This is a genomic window from Paenibacillus sp. FSL R7-0204 (genome assembly GCF_038002225.1).
Classification (GTDB): domain Bacteria; phylum Bacillota; class Bacilli; order Paenibacillales; family Paenibacillaceae; genus Paenibacillus_AQ.
The window spans coordinates 2324621-2342800 of the sequence record NZ_JBBOCA010000001.1 but is presented as its reverse complement, the minus strand read 5'-3'; the positions used below and the strand labels follow the sequence as shown (position 1 = coordinate 2342800).

The following is an 18180-nucleotide window of genomic DNA, read 5'->3' as shown; positions in this document are numbered from 1 at the left end:
TTATTTCTGCAGAGATTGATACCATTCATTGACCTCTGTGGTCACTTTGTCGCCGCCTGTAGTTTTCCATTTCTCTACAAAGGTATCAAATTCGTCTACCGGCGCTTTATCATAAATAATTTTGTTCAGAATTTCCTTCTCCAGCTTCTCCAGCATATCTCCGCGGGCGAGCTGAGTTTCAGTAGGTGTACCTGTGAACATCTCAGGCATTACACTGTCCTTCTGGTCGACGATGATCTTGGCTGCCAGGATCTGCTCAGGAATACGCTCGGACAGATTCTTCTCATACTGGTTAGCAGGCTCAGCACCGCCGGCCAGCTTGGCCAGTGTATTCATCATCAGGTTAGGAATAATGGCTCCATCGTAAGTCAGGGTATAACGGATCGCATCCACCCAGCCGCCTGGAATCTTATCCGTATCCTGCTCTTTCAGGACGGTTCCGTCTTCAGCGATATCATAGTCATAGCCTTTGGCGAAGCCGTTCACGAAGGTTGTGCTGTCCGGGTTAGCCCAGTTATCAAACAGATAGTTCTGGTAGACGAAGAATGCGTCTTTATGCTCCATGTCCTTGTTGATCAATACCGCACCGGAGGCGATCTTCGTGCCGTGTCTGCCTACCTTGCCGTCCGGGCCTGCCGGAAGCGGATAAGCCTTATGCACCGCACCTGGAACGTTCTTCTGCAGATCCGGCAGCGGCCAGCCTGTCATCCAGTAAGGGCCGACAATGATACCGGCTTTGCCTGCTGTAAAAGCTTCTGTTGCTTTGTTCTCATCATACAGACCGGATTCGGAGGAGATATAGCCTGCCTTCATCCATTTCTGCATCGTTGCCAGACCTTCCTTCATCTCCGGCTGAACAGAACCGTAAGCGAGCTGGTTGTCCGCTGTCTTGTTCCACTGGTTCGGCATCGCGCCGAACATCCCGAAGACCCATCCGGCTTCCGACATCCATGTGTTCAGATTGTTTTTGAAGCCTACAGCCAGTCCTGTTGTATCCTTCTTGCCGTTGCCGTCAGGGTCCTGGTTCGTGAATGCATCCAGCACGGTTTCCAGCTCAGCCAGATTCGTCGGAGCCTTAAGGTTCAGCTTCTTCAGCCAATCCTCACGGATATACATAACCGGATCATTATTATAAGCGTTTTCCAGAATCGGGATACCCATCCGCTTGCCGTCTCTCATGTAGGGATTCCATACGGTTGGCTCTTCGGCCATCGCTTTTTTGTAGATATCGGAAGCATATTTGTCGAACAATTCGCCTGCATCGGTGAACTGGCCGCTGTCAATCAGATCGGAGATCAAGGAAGGGCTTCCACGGAACGAGATGATGTCCGGCATTTTCTCACCTGAGGTCAGCATCAGGCGCAGCTTGGTTTCATAGGCGTTGTTCTGGTCACTTACGGTCCAGAGATACTTGATGTCAATACCCAGCGTATCCTTGGCCCATTTGGTGTGCACGTTATTCTCAATGTTCTCGCCATTCTTGAATTTCAGGCTGCTGGCGATGGGAAATACGGTTGAAATGGTTACCGGCTCTGTATATTTACCATTCTCAAAGGGAGCCGAATACATCGCGTCTTCGCTTGCCGCCGGCTTGTTGTCCCCTTCTGCCTTCTTGTTGTCAGCATTGCCGCCGCATCCGGCCAGCAAGCTGCCCAGCATGACTGTGGATAACACGGCCGCCGCAGAGAATTTCATTTTCTTTATCATTTAATCTTGCACCCCTTTAATTAAAATTTAATCATATTAATTATTTGAGTCAATCTTTTTTAGCTTCCAGCGCGTGCATCACCTCCTTTAATGGAAGGACGGCTATTCCTTAACCGCCCCGAGGACAATTCCCTTCACGAAGAAACGCTGCAGGAATGGATACACGATGAGGATCGGCGCCATTCCGATGAAGATCTGAGCGGCTTTGACTGTTCTTTGCGAGATATTCTCCAGATCCTCCGGCCGTACGGTCACCTTACTGAAGTCCTGCTGGACAATGACCGACTGCAGGAAGGTCGCCAGCGGATAGTTGCGGTGATCCGTCATATACAGCAGGCCGTCGAACCAGGAGTTCCAGTGCCCGACGATCGTGAACAGCGACAGTGTAGCAATAGCCGGCATGGATACCGGGAGATACACGCTGAACAGTGTTCTGAAATGACCTGCGCCGTCGATGAAGGCGGCTTCTTCCATTTCTTTGGGCACGGCCCGGAAGAAGTTAAGCAGCAGAATGATATTCCAGACCGAGACGGCACCCGGCAGAATCAGTACCCATAGGGAATTCATCAGGTGCAGCTTCTGAATCAGAATGTACATCGGTACTAGACCGCCGCTGAACAGCATGGTGAAGACCAGCAGCCAGATATACATGTTCCGGCGTCTGAACCGGGCGTTCTCTTTGGACAGTGCATAGGCAGCCAGTATGACGATCCCCATGCTAAAAGCAGTACCCAGCACCGTGCGCTGCAGCGTCACCCAGATGGACCGGGTGAAATTCTCGTTGGCTACGGTCTTGGTGTAGGCATCCACTGTGAAATCTACTGGCCACAGACCCACCAGATTGGCATTGGCTGCCGATTTCCCGCTGAACGATACAGCAAGGACGTGAATCAGCGGAACAACACACATGATTGAAACTGCGATCATCAGGATATAGTTGAACACCGTGAAGATGCGGTAAGGTTTTGTTTTATGATACATGCCAGATTGGCCTCCATTCTAGAAAATACGGTAGTTAGCAAATTTATACGAAAGGCGGTAAGCTGTTACGATCAAGACAAAGCTGACAACGGATTTGAACAATCCGACCGCTGTGGAGAAGCTGAACTTACCGTCAACAATTCCTAGTCTGTAGACAAATGTATCGATGATGTCCCCTTTATCGAAGACAAGCGCGTTATACAGGTTGAAGATCTGGTCGAAGCCTCCGTTAAGCACGTTACCCAGCGCCAGTGTTCCTACCACGATGGTAATCGGCAGCATGGCCGGCATCGTAATTGACCAGGTCTGCTGCCAGCGTCCTGCTCCGTCTACCTCAGCAGCTTCATAGAGTGCCGGGTTAATTCCCGCCAGGGAGGCCAGGAAGACGATGGTGTTGAAGCCGAACTCTTTCCAGACATCACTCACTACTACGACAAACCGGAACCAGTTCCCGTCACCCAGGAAGAAAATCGGCTGGATGCCGAATACACTGACCAGTACCTGGTTGATCAGGCCGCCGTCTCTGGCCAGCAGGTCGGAGAGAATACCGCCCAGGATCACCCATGACAGGAAGTGGGGCATATAGACAATGGTTTGTACCATTTTTTTGAATGCCATCTTGCGGATCTCATTCAGCAGCAGTGCGAATAAGAAGGGAACGATCAGGTTGGCGATCATTTTCAGACCGGCAATAATCAGTGTGTTCCAGATGATCTGAACGTTCTCGGGAATACTGAACAGATATTCAAAATGCTCCAGCCCCACCCACTTGGAGGCGTTAAAGCCTAAGCCCGGCTTGTAATTCTTGAAGGCAATCGCAAGTCCTGTCATTGGAATGTAGGCGAAGATCACGGTTAGGATCAATGCCGGCAGAACCATCAGATCGAGACTAATGGTCGATTTCCATTTCGATTTTTTCCGGGGACTCCCCGCATTTACATCCAGTTTCTCGCCTTTTACGCTGGCTGGCGTAACCAAGTTTTTCATGCTTCTGCTCCCCTTTGCTGGTCAACGTGTATCCGTTTACTTTGTTTATAAATTAATCATACCTAGCCGGACATGACAGTTACATGATAAATACAAAGCATTGATAACAAAATGATAACCACAACAGTTTTGGACGTAGCATTACGGTAGCACTTGGGTGGACGCTCCGCGAACGGAACGTTGTTACAATCGCTGTTGTGTCCGGATTTTATTGTATTTTTACCTTAGCGGTGAAAATCCGGACACAAAGGCGACCGCTATCGCTTTTCCACAATCGTTCCGTCCTCTCCGCTGTTTAAGCGGGAGGCAATAGTACTGCAAAAGAACAAACCGCTACGTAAGCTCTCCCCTAGTCATGACATAGCCCGGCAACATCGAGCAACTTCCAGCTGCGCCGCCACCCCAGCGATGGTTGCACGGCCTACTATAGAATTAGTTGGATAAACGTTAAGCCTGTTGATTACCCAAAAAAAGGTAGCAAAAAGGCCGCCATTTCGATAAAGTGTTTGTACCCCTACAAACCTTCCGAAACGAGGCGGCCTCATGAAAAAGTCTACTTCAATTTCAAACATTCTGCAATTGGTGATTCCCGAGGAAAAACTACGTCCGATTCTGGAAGAATTAAACTATATTGATGTTGCGCGTAAATTTACCGTGTATGATTTGTTTTTGTTTCTAGCTGAAGCAGCGTTTCAGCAGTGGGACGGGTACCGAGACGGCGCGCAACGGATGTCCCTTCAGGGACAACGTGCGGTGAATTATTCGACGCTTTCCAAAAAGGCTAAAGAGGTTCCTTTCTCCTTATTTAAGCGTCTATTGAAACTCATGATAGGGCTCTGTAATCGGAAGGCCAAGCGGTCACTCGGTATTCCGAAAGAACTGTTAATCGTGGATTCAACCACCATTTCGGTCGGTCAAGGCCGCTTGCCTTGGGCACAAATTAAAGGCAGAAAAGCAGGCGTTAAGCTGCATGTCGGATTACTTGGGGACTCGAATGAATTGCACAAAGTGACGGAGACCCCGGCTGTACAGCATGATTTAAACAGTTGCGCCTTCCTGCTCGACAGCCAATATATTTTGGTGGCAGACCGCGCTTACGGGAAGCACAAGCTGTTTGACAGCTATCAAGAGAAGAAAGAGCGGCAATATTTTGTCATTCGGCTTAAGGATAACACCACGCTCGTGAATCCGGTCCCGCGCCTGCGAAATCGCCCATTTGAGGGAAGTATCGAGCAGGATTTGACGTGCCAATTAGGAAAGGTTAAGGCGCTCAGCAAGAATCAGTTTCGGGTGGTGATTCTTAAAGATCCTAAAGGGAATCCCGTCATTCTTGCGACAAATCTGCACTGGCACTCCCCCGAAGCCATAGCAGACATCTATAAGAAACGTTGGCAGATTGAAGTATTTTTTCGTTGGATTAAGCAGCATTTAAACATTCCCAAGTTATTTGGAACCACAGAAAATGCAGTATATGGGCAGCTATACGTGGCTTTATTGGTGTATGTGTTGCTAAAGTTTCTGTTTGAACAGGGAAATAGTACTGTGCATGTTAGCGCTAGATTAACGTTCGCCGAGTTTGATCGATTATTTACGCTGCAAAAGCTACCTGTGGAGTGGAAGATTTATTTAGCTCATGTTACTGACATTATCACCAAAATATAGGTAATCAACAGGCTTAGATAAACGTATCTTAATTTAGCCGGTTTGGAGCTTTTGAGTAAATTAGGTTGATTTATGCTATTTATTTTCGAGGAAATCTTCTTTTTGTTCTAATCCCGGCCTAACAAGTGCCTTTTTTCCAACTGTTGTCTGGCCGGGTCTATTCCGCGCCTGAACAAGTGCCCAAAATCCAACTATTTCCTGACGCAGTATCGGAGTAACGCGGGCAAGGTAGATGAAACAGTCCCCAAAGTAGACATCGCAGCCATATTACTCCCATCACAAAAAGCAGCGGCCCCCCTTACCTGGGAGAACCGCTGCTCGAATCAATGCTATAGACTTGCGGACACTACTCTACTGATTGAGGCTGATTATCCGGTAGATTACTACGGCAGCCTGCTCCTTGGTCATCTGGGCCTTCGGCAGGAAATTGCCGTTCTGTGCGCCTTGGATGACTCCGGCAGCCCGCAGCTTCTCAATAGCGCCTGAAGCTTCCGCGCTCAGCTGGTTCAGATCCTTGAAGCTGTGAACAGCAGCAGAATCGCCCTTCAGCATGATCTGTTCCAGCTGGATGAGCCGGTTCAGCATGACTGCCATTTCTTGACGGCTGAGTGCATCGCTCGGACTGTAAAGTCCGTCTACTCTACCTTTTACAATACCTAAGGCTCCAGCAATGTTGATGGCCTCGGCATACGAGGAGTCCTTATTGACATCCTTGAAGCCTGGGGCTGCTGCTCCAGCTTGAAGGTCAAAAGCATCAACCAGCAGCTGGGCAAATTCTGCCCGGTTCATCAATACCCCTGTCTCATAGGAAGCCTCTGCTCCCAGAGGAAGTATTCCGCTTGCAACCAGAGCTTCAACGCTCTCGGCAGCCCATTTGCTGCCCTTGTGATCCGGCAGCTTCACTGTGGCAACCGCATATTGTCCAAGCTCCTTGGTCTTGAAGGAGACATAGCCTGTAGCCGGATCATACTGACGATCCTTCACCACTGCAAGCTTGCCATTCTCCAGCACCTGATAGACCGCAAGCTGGTGCGCCCGCTCGCCTGACTTAAGTTCATAAGGCAGCAACAGTGTTAGCGCAGCAGCGTCCACCGCTGTGTTCTTGGCTCCATGGATAGCAAGCGAGAAGTCCAGTACAGCCGCTCCGTCTAAGCGGGTCTTCACCGCTGCCGGCCATCCGTCCCGGGCCACACGCTTCACTTGAAGCTGTAGAACATCCCCGGCCTGTGTATCCTGCAATTTCAGCAGCTCTGTATTCAGGCTTAGAACCGCACCGAAGCCGCTCTCAATCTGAATCTCCTTAATCTTAGACTGCGCGGCCAAGCTCTGAAGCGGAAGCCCCAGCCGCAGCACCTCGGTCCCGGAGGCAGGCTTGACGGCAATCTTCAGAATGCCGCTGTCCAGCGACTGAAGCAAGGCCTGACTTACTGCATCCGGCGCGAGATCCACATTCAGGATGCCCGCCTTATCCGGGGAAGCCTGAACGGTAAGTTTGCCATCCGTGAAGGTTACTGCTGCCGGAGCAGGTGCCTTCACGGGTGGTGACGAGCCTGACGATGGATACGAAGAAGTCCCATCTGCAGGGGTTTGCGGTGCCGCTTCAGGTGCCACAAACGTCAAAATCCCGAAGTTGGAGGTATCCCGCCACGTATCCTCGCCCCTGTCATTCCATTTACTCGTACTGCGGGTGCCGTCGCCCCGATCATCATTGATCTGGAGATCAAGCCCGATGGAGCTTCCCGCCGCCCCCTTGATCGTGCCGAAATGTATCTTGGCTTCGACGCGGTACCCGGTGTCCGTATGGACCACCGCGCTGGTCAATCTGCTGTCCGAGGCGCCTCCGCCAAAGGACGCGACATTATTAATGTTAATCCGGTATTGGCCGTCATCCCCTTCATAATACGGGGTTCTGCTGAAATTCTCATCGATGAAGATCTCCACGGAGTCCTGGTCCCATGGATTCGCGGCATCCGCCTTCAGCACGGCATCCTTCACATCTACGATCAGGTAGAGGCTGTCGTCCGTCCACATCGATCTGGCTTCTGCGGTGGTGCTGTAAGGAGCAGCAGACATTTTCACCTGAAAAGGCTTCGCCTTTTCCCATACCGCATCCATCTGTCCGTCGATCTTCACCTGACCCTTCAGCGATTCCGCTGAATTAGGCATGGCAGCTAATCGGAGAACCCCGTAATGGCTGGTGTCTCTATCCTGGGACTGGCTTCGGTCATTCCAGTAGGCAGGGACAGAACCCGGAACACCGGGATCACTGACACGGATATCGAGACCCAGCTCGGCACCTGCGGCACCCTTGACGGTTACGAGCGGAATTCTCGCTTCAATGGTATAACCGCCCTCACGTTCTGTGCTGGTGAAGCTGACTCCTTCGGTCCCGGAGCCCGAACGCGGCAAGCTGATCTTGCGGTCATCCGGCTGATAAGCCGTAGTCTTCCCATTGTTCTCATCCAGGAAAAGCTCAACCTTGTCTTCCGCGTTCCGGCTAGCATCGGTAACGTCTACCTTCACATACAGGTTATCGGTATCCCACAGCGTATGAACCTTGGCAGATACTGTGCTGCCCTGCTCAAGTGGGAACCCTGCTGTTTTGCTCCACAGGGCTTTCCCGGCTGCGCCTGCCTGAGGCGTACCCTCAAGCGCCACGGCTACATTGTGAATGGCCGGCAGCTTGGACGGGTCCACCGCTCCCCAGAATGCAGGCTTCGCCTTCAGCTGCTCATCGAACAACATAGCATGGTTGTTGTAGCTTTTCTCATCCTGCACTCCCCAAATGGAGACCGAGGAGATCGTGTCCTTGTACTTCTTGTAGAGCTCGAACAGATCATTATAGCGTTTGCCCTGCCGCGCAGCGATATCTGCAGGCAGCGGAGCAGAAGGGCTGATGCCAGAGTCTACGTCCAGCTCAGTGATTTGAATGTCCAGCCCAAGCTGCGAGAATTGCTGAATCGTCTTTTCAATCTCCGGAATGGATGGGGAGAACAGTCCGTGATGAGACTGGAGGCCCACGCCGTCAATCAGATTCTTCGCCTTGAGCGTCTTCAGCAGCTTGTAGATATGCTCACGCTTTTCCGGTACCTCTGTGTAATAATCATTGTAATAGAGCTTCGCTTCCGGGTCCGCCGCACGGGCGAATTCAAATGCCTTCTCGATATAGTCCGGACCAATCAGCTTATACCAAGGGGATAGTCTCATCCCGTCCGGGCCGCCGCCATTGTCGGCAATCGCTTCGTTCACTACATCCCAGGCATAGATTTTGCCCTTATAGCGGTGCATAACGGTCTCAATATAACTCTGTAGACGAGTAAGCAGCAGCTCTCTGCTTGCCGGCCGGCCGTCAGGACCCGTGAACATCCACTCGGCAGCATCCACATGCCACAGCAGCGCGTGTCCGCGAAGTCCCATCCCGTTCGCTTCGGCAAAATTCACATATTTATCCGCCCCGTCGAACACATAAGTGCCCTCGGAAGGAGCAAGGAATTTGGGCTTCATTTCATAGGTAGCTGTGATGCTGTTGAAATGCTTCTTCAGCAGCTCCCCGTAGACCCCTTCCATTTGCCAGGAATATGCTGCGGCACCAATGGCGAAATCGTTCGCATAGATGTCTTTTAGCGCAGGGATATCCTGTTCAATGCTCATCTCGGGTGCAGGCTCAATCACCACATCATCCACATAAAAAGATAACGTATCAACAGTCTCCTCTGTAATATAAGGAGTCTCCACGAACAGGTTCACCTCAGACGGCTGGTCGCTGTACTGGAAAGTCCCCTTCAGCAGATGCCACTGGTCCCACTGATCGGCCTTAATGCTAACCTTATCGATCGCATTCCAGCTCTCGGAGCCGGCCTTCTTATACACCGTCATTTGCAGACTTTTGTCGGCTTCCGGCTTCTCCTTCAGACGGACATACAGCGAGAACTGGTAGCTCTTGCCCGGCCGCAGATGCTCCTTCACACTCAGGCTTGGCCCATGGAAGCTGCGCTCTCTCCCCTCTACCAGCATACTGTGAGTTCCGGTATTAGCCGTATCCTGACTCACCGACAACGATTCCGGGCCAATCCGGTTCTTCCAGCCCTGAAGCGTTCCGTCTTCAAAATCCGTGCGCAGCCCTTCCTCCCCCACCGGGACTTCAGCCGCTGCGGCGGTAATCTTGATATCATCCACGCAGAATGAGGTTCCTGCTGCGGCTTCTGCATAAATCTCCGTGAAGCCTACCTTATCGCCTGTAATAAAAGTACCTTCCAGATACGTCCATTCCCCGGACCCCTTCGCTCCGCTAAGTTCCGCTACAAGCGTCCAGTCCTCTTTTTCACCGATCATGGTATGTACCGTGAATTTGACCGGCGCCGGAGATTTCACCCATGCCCCCAACGTGTAGGCTGTGTTCGGAGTCATGTGGTCCGTCAGAACCTGATTGGGCCCTTCCCAATCCTTGGTCCGTCCATCTACGTACAGACTGTAGGAGCCTCCATGATAGACATCCTTCGTTACTGTAAGCTGTTCGTCGCCCTTCTTCGTCCAGCCCTGTGCGGTACCGTCCTCAAAGTCCGAAGCAAGAACAACTGCCGGGCCTCCCTCAGCCGCAGCATAGACCGGTGTCCGCATTGGCAGCACCGAAGCCGCCAGGACGACCAGCGCCAGCGCGAGGCTCATCATTCGTTTACGCTTGAGCATCTGTACCCTCCTAAGAATCTTCTTTATAAAGCGCTTACAGTTTGAATTATAGCCGGTTGGAAATCGTTTACAAATAACAATTTGGTAGGATTGATAACAAAATGATAATAGGAGCGGAGAAAATCCCGCCACAGCCACACCCGGCTCCCTCCCGCTTGCGCCAGCACGCCGCGCCCATTGTGTTCGGTTTTTCGCCTATATTTGGTCCGCACAGCACCATCCGGCGCAATGTGATCGGTTTTTCGATTACATTTGGACCGGACACCACCATCCGGCGCAATGTGATCGGTTTTTCGATTACATTTGGACCGGACACCACCATCCGGCGCAATGTGATCGGTTTTTCGATTACATTCGGCCCGCGCACCTACCCAAATAACGCAAAAACAGCACACTCCACAATCTGAAGCGTGCTGCAATTTGCATAACTATTATTCACTCTGCCTTATCTGCTAAGCATACCGTACACTTACACGTTCCCCCGCCTGCATCTCAATACTCACCAGGCCGTCCGAATCCGGCTCCACCAATAGGCGGTCTTCTCCGCGCGTAATCTCCAGAGGGCTTTCTGCCAGAACCCGGCAGACTCCCCCGAGATGAGCGGTAACCTCCGCTTGTCCGAGAACGCCAGCGCTCCAGGTCAGGTTCACTTCATAGCCGCCGCGTGCCCGCAGACCCTTCACTCTACCTTCGCTCCAGCTTGAAGGCAGGGCGGGCAGAAGCTCCAGAACTCCCTGATGGGATTGCAGCAGCATCTCGGCAATTCCGGCTGTAGCCGCGAAGTTCCCGTCAATCTGGAACGGCGGATGAGCGTCGAACAGGTTCGGATAGACACCGCCGCGTTCATTGTTAACGGCCTCCGGCTGAACCAGCGTGAGCAGGTTAGTGATCAGCTGCTTGGCGCGGTCACCCTGTCTGAATCTGGCCCATAGTCCGATTTTCCAGCCCAGGCTCCAGCCGGTTCCACCGTCTCCGCGAATCTCAAGCGAGGTTCTGGCGGCTTCATACAGCTCGGGGACCAGCTTCTCCGTTACCGATCTGCCGGGGTAGACCCCGACCAGATGGGAGACATGGCGGTGATGCACATCCTCATCCTCCATATCTGCCGACCATTCCTGAAGCCGGCCGCCTGCACCTACCTGCAACGGCAGCAGCCGCGCGCGGGCGGCCTCCAGCTCAGCCGCGAACTCCCCGTCCAGACCAAGCAATCCGGCTGCAAGGCTGCAGTTCGTGAACAGCTCCGCGATCAGCGACAGATCCATGGTTGCCGCTTCGCTGACGGCATACTTCTTGTCGCCGTCTACGATTTTGTGCTCAGGAGAAGTGGATGGTGAGGTAATCAGGTACCCGTCCGGGTTCTCGATCAGCCAATCCAGGCAGAACAAGGCCGCTTCCTTCATTACCGGATAGGCGGTCTCCCGCAGATAGGACAGATCACCGCTGAAGGCATAGTGCTCCCACAAATGCTGGGTAAGCCATACTCCGCCCATCGCCCAGGATGCCCAGACCGGATCTCCGTCACCGTAGCCGCCAACGGGAGCCGACTGCGCCCAGAGATCGGCGTTATGATGGGCTACCCAGCCGCGTGCGCCATAGTTAATCCGGGCCGTCTCGCTGCCGTTAACCGCCAGCCTCCGGGTATAGTCAATCAGCGGCTGGTGCAGCTCGGACAGATTGCAGACCTCTGCCGGCCAATAATTCATCTCCGCATTGATATTCAGCGTGTAGTTACTGCTCCAAGGCGCCCGGGTATCCTGATTCCAGATGCCCTGGAGGTTCGCCGGCTGTGTGCCCGGACGGGAGCTGGCTATCAGCAGATAACGGCCGTAATGGAACAGAAGCTCTACCAGCCCCGGATCATTACTGCCGTAAGCGGCAATTCTCTGATCCGTCGGCATGCCCTCCGGAGCCAGGCTCTCTCCCAGATGCAGCTCTACCCGGTCAAACAGCTCCCCGTGATCGTCAACATGACGGCTCAATAGCCCAGCATAAGGCTCATTGATGATCCGCTGTACAGCCCCTGCTGTCTGCTGACTTACATCATAATCCGCCTTCACTGTGCCGGACTGCGCATCGAAGGAGGTTGCCGCACTGAAGTATAGAACCGCTTCCGTTGCGCCGGTAACCTGGATACCATCAGCACTGGCTTCCAGACGGCCTCCAGTCTGGACCGCAGCCAGACGGCCGTGGAACTTCAGACTCCGGGGAGCTTCCCCGCCATAACGGACCGGCTGATCGACTTCGTAATAATTCGGCGCGACATATTCGGGAGCATGTCCGCTAATCGTGTATTGCTCACCGTCTGCTTCCGAACGGTGACGAAGCGGACTGTCCAGCTTCGCCCGGAAGCTGAGCCGGTGCGCCTCGCTGGCCGTCAAGCGGACAATGATCGCCTGGTCCGGGTGAGAGGCGAAGACTTCCCGGGTATACCGGACACCACCGATTACATAAGAGACGATACCAACACCAGTGGACAGATCCAGCTTCCGGCTGTACTCCCCGTCTATCGTCTGACCGTGCTCCATCGTAAGCAGCAGATCCCCGAACGGCAGGTAGGACTGGGCGTAGGGGCCCATCATTTTTTTGCAGAGCTCATCCGCTTCTTCATTCCTGCCTTCTGCAATCAGCGCCCTTACCTCAGGGAGAACCTCGCGGGCCTCCGGATTATTCCAGTCTGTCTTGTACCCGGACCACAGCGTGTCCTCATTCAGCGCGAGACGCTCCTGCTCAATGCCGCCAAAAATCATGGCTCCCAGCCGTCCGTTCCCGACTGGAAGCGCCTCCACCCAAAAAGTGGCAGGGGTATTAAATGAAATATTCATTGCGCAGCTTACCTCCATACACCGTAATTTCTAATCTGGCTGAACCCTTCCATCCTGATAAATCCTGATAACCCTTTCATTATATAGGCATCTGTCAGGAAAGACGAATCCGCAGGCTATACTCCAGAGGAGTGATGAGTGTTACGATGATTTTCTGGCAGCCTTCGGGATAGCTCATCCCGCGGATATCGGCCAGGTGATGCTCATGACAGCCCTGCTCAAGCTCCATCCAATCCTCCCCTGCGCTATAGCGGAGTGTTCCGGCGGTCCAGAAGGAAGTCTCGCTCATACCCGGTACCGGCGTCAGCGCGGAGCCTTCGAGTCTGCCCTCGCTGCCGAAGAGCAGGACAATCTGGGTCAGCACATCTGCCGGGGACGGTGCTGAGAAGTGCAGATCCCAGCCTGCTTCCCACTCGCTTACCTTCACGCAGACACCGCTGGTCTGGTTATGGGTAAGCGGCCGCTCGCCATGGGGCAGCAGATACCACGGGCTGGCAGGCAGGCCTGTTCGCGTAGGCAGCTTATCTGCGGGAATAGTGCCATAGTAGCCCTTATCGGCAGCAGACTCCAGCTGGAATCCGTCCGCTGTCTCCGTCAGTGAATCCATCGTAATCAGTCCCGGCCCGAAGCTTGAAGCCAGCTGGACCCCCAGCAGCCTTGCCCGGCCATGCCGCAGCGAGAACAGCGAGGAAGCCTCGGTCATCACGCTTACACTGGTCTTCCCGCTGCGCACCCGGGCAACCGGAGCGCCGAATTCCGTATGCTGCTTGCTGTGGCGGACAGGCCCGCCGTAGCCGTCCTGCCCGATACGGCCGATCAGTTCCTGACGGTTGAATGCGCCATCTATTACCTTGCGGTAGCTGTCCGGCAGTTCTCCCGGCGCGACTGAACCCGCCTGCATCTGGGGATAGAGCAGGAATCCCAGCATAATCTGATTGGGCAGCGAGCCCGGATGCATCACCGAGCGGCTTGCCAGCTCCGCAAGAGCTGCGAATTCCGGATCGCGGTCATGCTCTGCCATCAGCTGATAGCACAGATAATAATCAGCCAGCGAGTAGACGCTGCCGAAATCCTGCCGCCCCGAATAATCAGTGACCACCTCACCGTCCGGGTGAACCAGATATTTCATCATCCGCAGATTCTGGCGGACCGGCTCCAGCAGCTCAGGACGGTTCAGATCCTGCGCGGCGTAATAGAGCATAATGTCACTGACCGTATTGTAGATTCCGTTACTCCGCTCCGTCCATTCGCCGTCCGGCGTAATGTCCATCCCCTCCTGAAGCCATTCTCCGGCTCTTGCCTGCAGCTCCTCCAGGGCAAAAATCCGGAATAAAGACCCCAGCGCGGCAGTCAGCACCCAGCGGTGATTCGGGGTATGTACACCCCCGGTCAGCATCGCCGGAATCGTCCGCACAAGGAAGGCTCTCATCTGATCCGTCGCTGGCTGGAGCGGCGGCCAGCTATGCCGCTCCAGCAGCGTCAGGATATTGGCTAGTCCGACTACCACGAACGCCGTATCCGGCGGGGAATGATAGTTCGTCCAGCCCGGCGAGATCGTGCCGTCCTCATGCTGGAACCGCAGCATGAACGCCATCCCCTCCTGCAGCTGCCCCAGCAGCGCCAGATCCCGGTAATACCGGGACTGCGGATTCACCAGTGCTGCCGCCCATGCCGCCAGATACTGGGCCGTGCCGGTATGATTCGGCCAGGCTACGCCGCTCAGCGGATCACGCACACCCCCGAAGTACCGGCTCTCCCGGTCACTGATCTGCAGCTCCATGGATTCCTGTGTCCATTTGTCATTAATGTCCGTTATCTTCTTGAACATCTGTCTACTCACCCTTTCACCGCCCCGGTCATCACACCCGAGACGAAGTATCTTTGCAGCCATGGATAGACAAGCAGAATAGGCACTGTGGCGAACACTACAGTAGCCGCCTTCAGACTCTCCGGCACAACCGTACTGATCGCATTCCCCTCCATTCTCATCATATCGGTTACCTGGCTGTTCTGGATCATATGATAGAGCTTAAGCTGGAGCGGATACAGCTCCGGCTTCGTGATATACATCAGCGTATCCTGGAATCCGTTCCATCTGCCGACGGCATAGAACAAGCTTAGGGTAGCAAGTACCGGCATGGATAACGGCAGAATGATACGGATTAGCGTCCCGAACTGGCTGCTGCCGTCGATCTCAGCGGACTCCTTGAGCGCGTCCGGAATCCCGGCCAGAAAAGAAATCAGGATAATCATATAGAAGGGGCTGATCAGACCGGGCAGCACCAGCGCCCAGATCGTATTCAGCAAATGCAGCTCCCGTGTCAAAATATACTCTGGAATAATACCGCCGCTGAAGAACATGGTGACGACAATGATGAACATGAAGATTTTACGGCCCTTCAGATCCTTCTTCGACAGGGCGTAGCCCGCCGCAACCGTCATCATCATGCACAGCGCTGTGAACAGCACCGTCAGGAATATCGTGAAGGCCAGCGAGCGGATCATCGCGGCATCACCGAACACTTTTTTATACGCCTCAATATTGAAGTCCATAGGGAATAAAGTAACTTTGCCCGAAGCAATCGGGACCGTTCCGCTGAAGGATACCGCGAGAATATGCACGAACGGAATCAGACATGCCAGCACCGATAAGGTTAAGCAGATCACAATCCATGTATCAAACGCCTTGTTAGCTGCTCTTTCATTCATAATGTACACTCCCGATCCACAGGTTGATTATAGGATGCTCTCGTCTGTAAGCTTCTTGGAAATATAGTTCGCTGCCAGCAGGAATAGAAGTCCGACCACCGCCTGGAACAATCCAACCACCGTAGCCAGCGTATACTGCCCCGATTCCAGACCGATCCGGTAGACAAAGGTACTCAGCACATCCGAGTATTCCATAACCGCAAGGTTACCGATTACGAACGGCCGCTCGAAGCCAATCGAGATCATATTGCCCAGATTAATAATCAGCAGCGTAACAATCGTCGGCTTGATCCCCGGAATCGTAATATGCAGAATGCGCTTGATTCTTCCGGCCCCATCGACCTCCGCCGCTTCGAACAGCTCTTTATTGATGCCCGCGAGTGCCGCCAGATAGAGAATCGTCCCCCAGCCTGCGCTCTGCCAGACACCGGTCAGCAGGTAAGTGATCAGCCAATAATTTTTGTCAGAGAGAAAAGGAATGGCATTCAGTCCCAGGCTCGTTAACAGGTTGTTAATCATCCCGGACTGCTGCCCGAAGAGCTGGTACACAATCCCGCCGATGATTACCCAGGAAATAAAATGCGGAATATACAGAATCGTCTGAGACAGCTTCTTGAACCAGACCACCTTCAGCTCAAACAGCATGATTGCAATAATTAAGGGGGCGGGAAAAGAAACGATCAGATCCAGAAAGTTCAGCATCAACGTGTTGCGTAAGGTTATATAAAAGTCCTGATTCGCAAATACCTCGCGGAATCCGTCAAGACCAATCCATTCACTGCCACCGATGCCTTTGAAAAAGTTGAAGTCCTTGAACGCAATCTGCACACCATACATTGGACCGTATTTGAAAATAATAAAGAACAGGATAGGTAAGACCAGCAATGCGTACATCTGCCAATTTCTGCGGAAATAACGGGTGTATCCCACAACGATTCCTCCTCCACTGTGCCCATGAGGCTGTAAGGGGAAGCAGCCAAGACCGGCAGCCCTGCCGCTCCCCCTCCCTCACGAACCTCGAATTCAATTATTTCTGCTCGCTGTAGGCAGCCTTGCGTTCATCCAGAATGGCCTGTCCGCCGCTCGACATGTAGTCCTTCAGCATACTCTCATAGGTGACTTCGAATTCGCCAGGGGAGACCATTGTAGATTTCACCATCAACTGCTTGATTTTATCGCTAAGTGTGGTGCCGTATTTGCTCTCTGCCTCAATCGGACGGCTGGTGAACACCGGCTCAATCGGGTTAGTGGTGGAAATCGTCAGTGATTTCGCGATGATGTCCTGATACTTGGTGCGGAAGCTCTTCACGAAGGCTTCATTATTCTTTTCCTGGCTCTCAAAAATCCGTCCGTTCGCGATAATCCCGATATCCCCGCCGCCTGACAGCTTGTTGGAGGATTCGACAGACATATCCGGAATGGAGACCGGCACGCCGTCTTCCAGCGTGTAATGCTCGCCTTCAATCCCGTTCTGGATATATTGCAGGTGACCATCCGCAGACATCCAGTCCAGATACTTCATAGCTTCCACCGCATGCTTGCTGGACTTCGGAATCATAATATACATCCCGTTCGGAGCAGATACCGGCTTAGCCGTCTTCCCCTCGCTGTTCGTGAACGGATCAATGGCGCTCAGTACAGCCTTCGGGTTATTCTTCGTCATAACATCATAAGAACCGTCAGGGTAGAAGATCGCATCGTTATCATCGCTGAATGCGCCCACAAGCCCGTTCCCGATATTCTGTGTAAGGGTTTCTTTATTCTCGTCCAGGGCAAAATCCTTGCTGATCAGCCCTTCATTATACAGCTTGTTCATATATTGAATAGCATCCTTGAATCCAGGCAGCAGAATAGGGTAGTCACGGGAGCTCAGGTTCTGTGTAAGCTCGAAGCGTTCCTGCTCACTGACCGGCTTAATGAAGGACCAGACCAGCGAATCATACTGCGCCGCAGCAATCGTCATGCCCAGCGGAATTACCTTACCGCCGGTTTCACCCGGATCTTTGGTCTTGAAGGCAGTTAGTGTATTGTACAACTCCTCTGAAGTAGCCGGAACGGGAAGCCCCAGCTTATCCAGCCAGTCCTGACGGATGAAGGAAGCATATTTACCTACCGTAGAACGTTTGGCGGGAATGCTATACTGGACGCCATCGTATTGACCGTAGCGCAGAGTATCCTCGCCAAGGAACTTGGTCAGGTTCTGTCCGTGTTCCTTCAGCAGCGGAGTCAGATCTGTCAGCCCGCCTTGCTCGGCATATTTGTTGAAGGTCCCGGAGTCATAGGTGAAGACGATATCAGGAACATCGGTTCCGCTGGCCATCAGGACATTAAGCTTGGTTACTTCCTCTGAGCGGGGGATAGGGACAAATTCCACATCGATATTGCTCCCCTTGCCGAAATTCTCTTTAACATAATTAGTGAGGAAATTATCGGATGCCGTAACACCGGCCGGCGCATTGCCACGGTCAAAAATTTCGATCTTCAAGCTGCCGGCTTGTGCTGCACCGTTGCCGCTTGCTTCACTGGTATCTTTAGACGAGCATGCAGACAATACCATAGATGACATAAGAACCGCTGAGAGACCGAGAGCCAACTTTCTTTTACCGTTATCATTTGTCATATTTCC

11 protein-coding genes are annotated in these 18180 nt (G+C 53.0%); 2 read left to right on the top strand and 9 right to left on the bottom strand.

Going from position 1 to position 18180, the window contains the following annotated elements; genetic code table 11:
• The 3 genes from MKX42_RS10490 to MKX42_RS10480 form a co-directional block, all read right to left on the bottom strand.
• Entirely contained in the window at positions 1–1707 is a 1707-nt protein-coding gene (locus MKX42_RS10490; protein ID WP_340752439.1) for an extracellular solute-binding protein, read from the bottom strand.
• A gap of 102 nt (positions 1708–1809) precedes the next feature.
• Entirely contained in the window at positions 1810–2688 is an 879-nt protein-coding gene (locus MKX42_RS10485; protein WP_340752438.1) for a carbohydrate ABC transporter permease, read from the bottom strand.
• Positions 2689–2706: 18 nt separating this feature from the next.
• Positions 2707–3666: an ABC transporter permease gene (locus MKX42_RS10480; RefSeq protein ID WP_445669371.1), complete on the bottom strand. Its 960-nt coding sequence runs from the start codon at positions 3664–3666 to the stop codon at positions 2707–2709.
• 552 nt (positions 3667–4218) lie between these two features.
• Between MKX42_RS10480 and MKX42_RS10475 the strand changes: the two genes are divergently transcribed.
• Positions 4219–5337 carry an IS4 family transposase gene (locus MKX42_RS10475; RefSeq protein ID WP_340751609.1) on the top strand — a complete coding sequence of 373 codons (1119 nt, stop codon included), beginning with the start codon at positions 4219–4221 and terminating at the stop codon, positions 5335–5337.
• A 351-nt stretch (positions 5338–5688) separates the two neighbouring features.
• Here MKX42_RS10475 and MKX42_RS10470 read toward each other — a convergent pair whose 3' ends face one another.
• Entirely contained in the window at positions 5689–10023 is a 4335-nt protein-coding gene (locus MKX42_RS10470) for an endo-1,4-beta-xylanase (RefSeq protein WP_340752437.1), read from the bottom strand.
• 101 nt (positions 10024–10124) lie between these two features.
• Between MKX42_RS10470 and MKX42_RS10465 the strand changes: the two genes are divergently transcribed.
• A complete protein-coding gene (locus MKX42_RS10465) occupies positions 10125–10430 on the top strand; it encodes a hypothetical protein (RefSeq protein ID WP_340752436.1) in 306 nt (101 codons plus the stop codon).
• 45 nt (positions 10431–10475) lie between these two features.
• On the opposite strand, the gene MKX42_RS10460 is transcribed toward MKX42_RS10465, so the two are convergent.
• The 5 genes from MKX42_RS10460 to MKX42_RS10440 form a co-directional block, all read right to left on the bottom strand.
• Positions 10476–12845 carry a glycoside hydrolase family 95 protein gene (locus MKX42_RS10460; RefSeq protein ID WP_340752435.1) on the bottom strand — a complete coding sequence of 790 codons (2370 nt, stop codon included), beginning with the start codon at positions 12843–12845 and terminating at the stop codon, positions 10476–10478.
• 94 nt (positions 12846–12939) lie between these two features.
• Entirely contained in the window at positions 12940–14673 is a 1734-nt protein-coding gene (locus MKX42_RS10455) for a hypothetical protein (RefSeq protein WP_340752434.1), read from the bottom strand.
• A gap of 8 nt (positions 14674–14681) precedes the next feature.
• Positions 14682–15554 (bottom strand): carbohydrate ABC transporter permease, encoded by an 873-nt coding sequence (locus MKX42_RS10450; RefSeq protein ID WP_340752433.1) that lies wholly within the window; start codon positions 15552–15554, stop codon positions 14682–14684.
• Between the two features lie 27 nt (positions 15555–15581).
• On the bottom strand, positions 15582–16448 hold the full coding sequence (locus MKX42_RS10445) for an ABC transporter permease (protein ID WP_340757657.1): 867 nt from the start codon (positions 16446–16448) through the stop codon (positions 15582–15584).
• 133 nt (positions 16449–16581) lie between these two features.
• On the bottom strand, positions 16582–18174 hold the full coding sequence (locus MKX42_RS10440; RefSeq protein ID WP_340752432.1) for an extracellular solute-binding protein: 1593 nt from the start codon (positions 18172–18174) through the stop codon (positions 16582–16584).
• Positions 18175–18180: the final 6 nt, after the last annotated feature.

Bases quoted from the DNA above. Each gene is read 5' to 3' on its own strand.
- MKX42_RS10485 (WP_340752438.1), bottom strand. From the start codon at position 2,688: ATGTATCATAAAACAAAACCTTACCGCATCTTCACGGTGTTCAACTAT.
- MKX42_RS10440 (WP_340752432.1), bottom strand. From the start codon at position 18,174: ATGACAAATGATAACGGTAAAAGAAAGTTGGCTCTCGGTCTCTCAGCG.
- MKX42_RS10465 (WP_340752436.1), top strand. From the start codon at position 10,125: ATGATAATAGGAGCGGAGAAAATCCCGCCACAGCCACACCCGGCTCCC.
- MKX42_RS10475 (WP_340751609.1), top strand. From the start codon at position 4,219: ATGAAAAAGTCTACTTCAATTTCAAACATTCTGCAATTGGTGATTCCC.
- MKX42_RS10450 (WP_340752433.1), bottom strand. From the start codon at position 15,554: ATGAATGAAAGAGCAGCTAACAAGGCGTTTGATACATGGATTGTGATC.
- MKX42_RS10470 (WP_340752437.1), bottom strand. From the start codon at position 10,023: ATGCTCAAGCGTAAACGAATGATGAGCCTCGCGCTGGCGCTGGTCGTC.
- MKX42_RS10490 (WP_340752439.1), bottom strand. From the start codon at position 1,707: ATGATAAAGAAAATGAAATTCTCTGCGGCGGCCGTGTTATCCACAGTC.
- MKX42_RS10460 (WP_340752435.1), bottom strand. From the start codon at position 12,845: ATGAATATTTCATTTAATACCCCTGCCACTTTTTGGGTGGAGGCGCTT.
- MKX42_RS10445 (WP_340757657.1), bottom strand. From the start codon at position 16,448: ATGTACGCATTGCTGGTCTTACCTATCCTGTTCTTTATTATTTTCAAA.
- MKX42_RS10455 (WP_340752434.1), bottom strand. From the start codon at position 14,673: ATGTTCAAGAAGATAACGGACATTAATGACAAATGGACACAGGAATCC.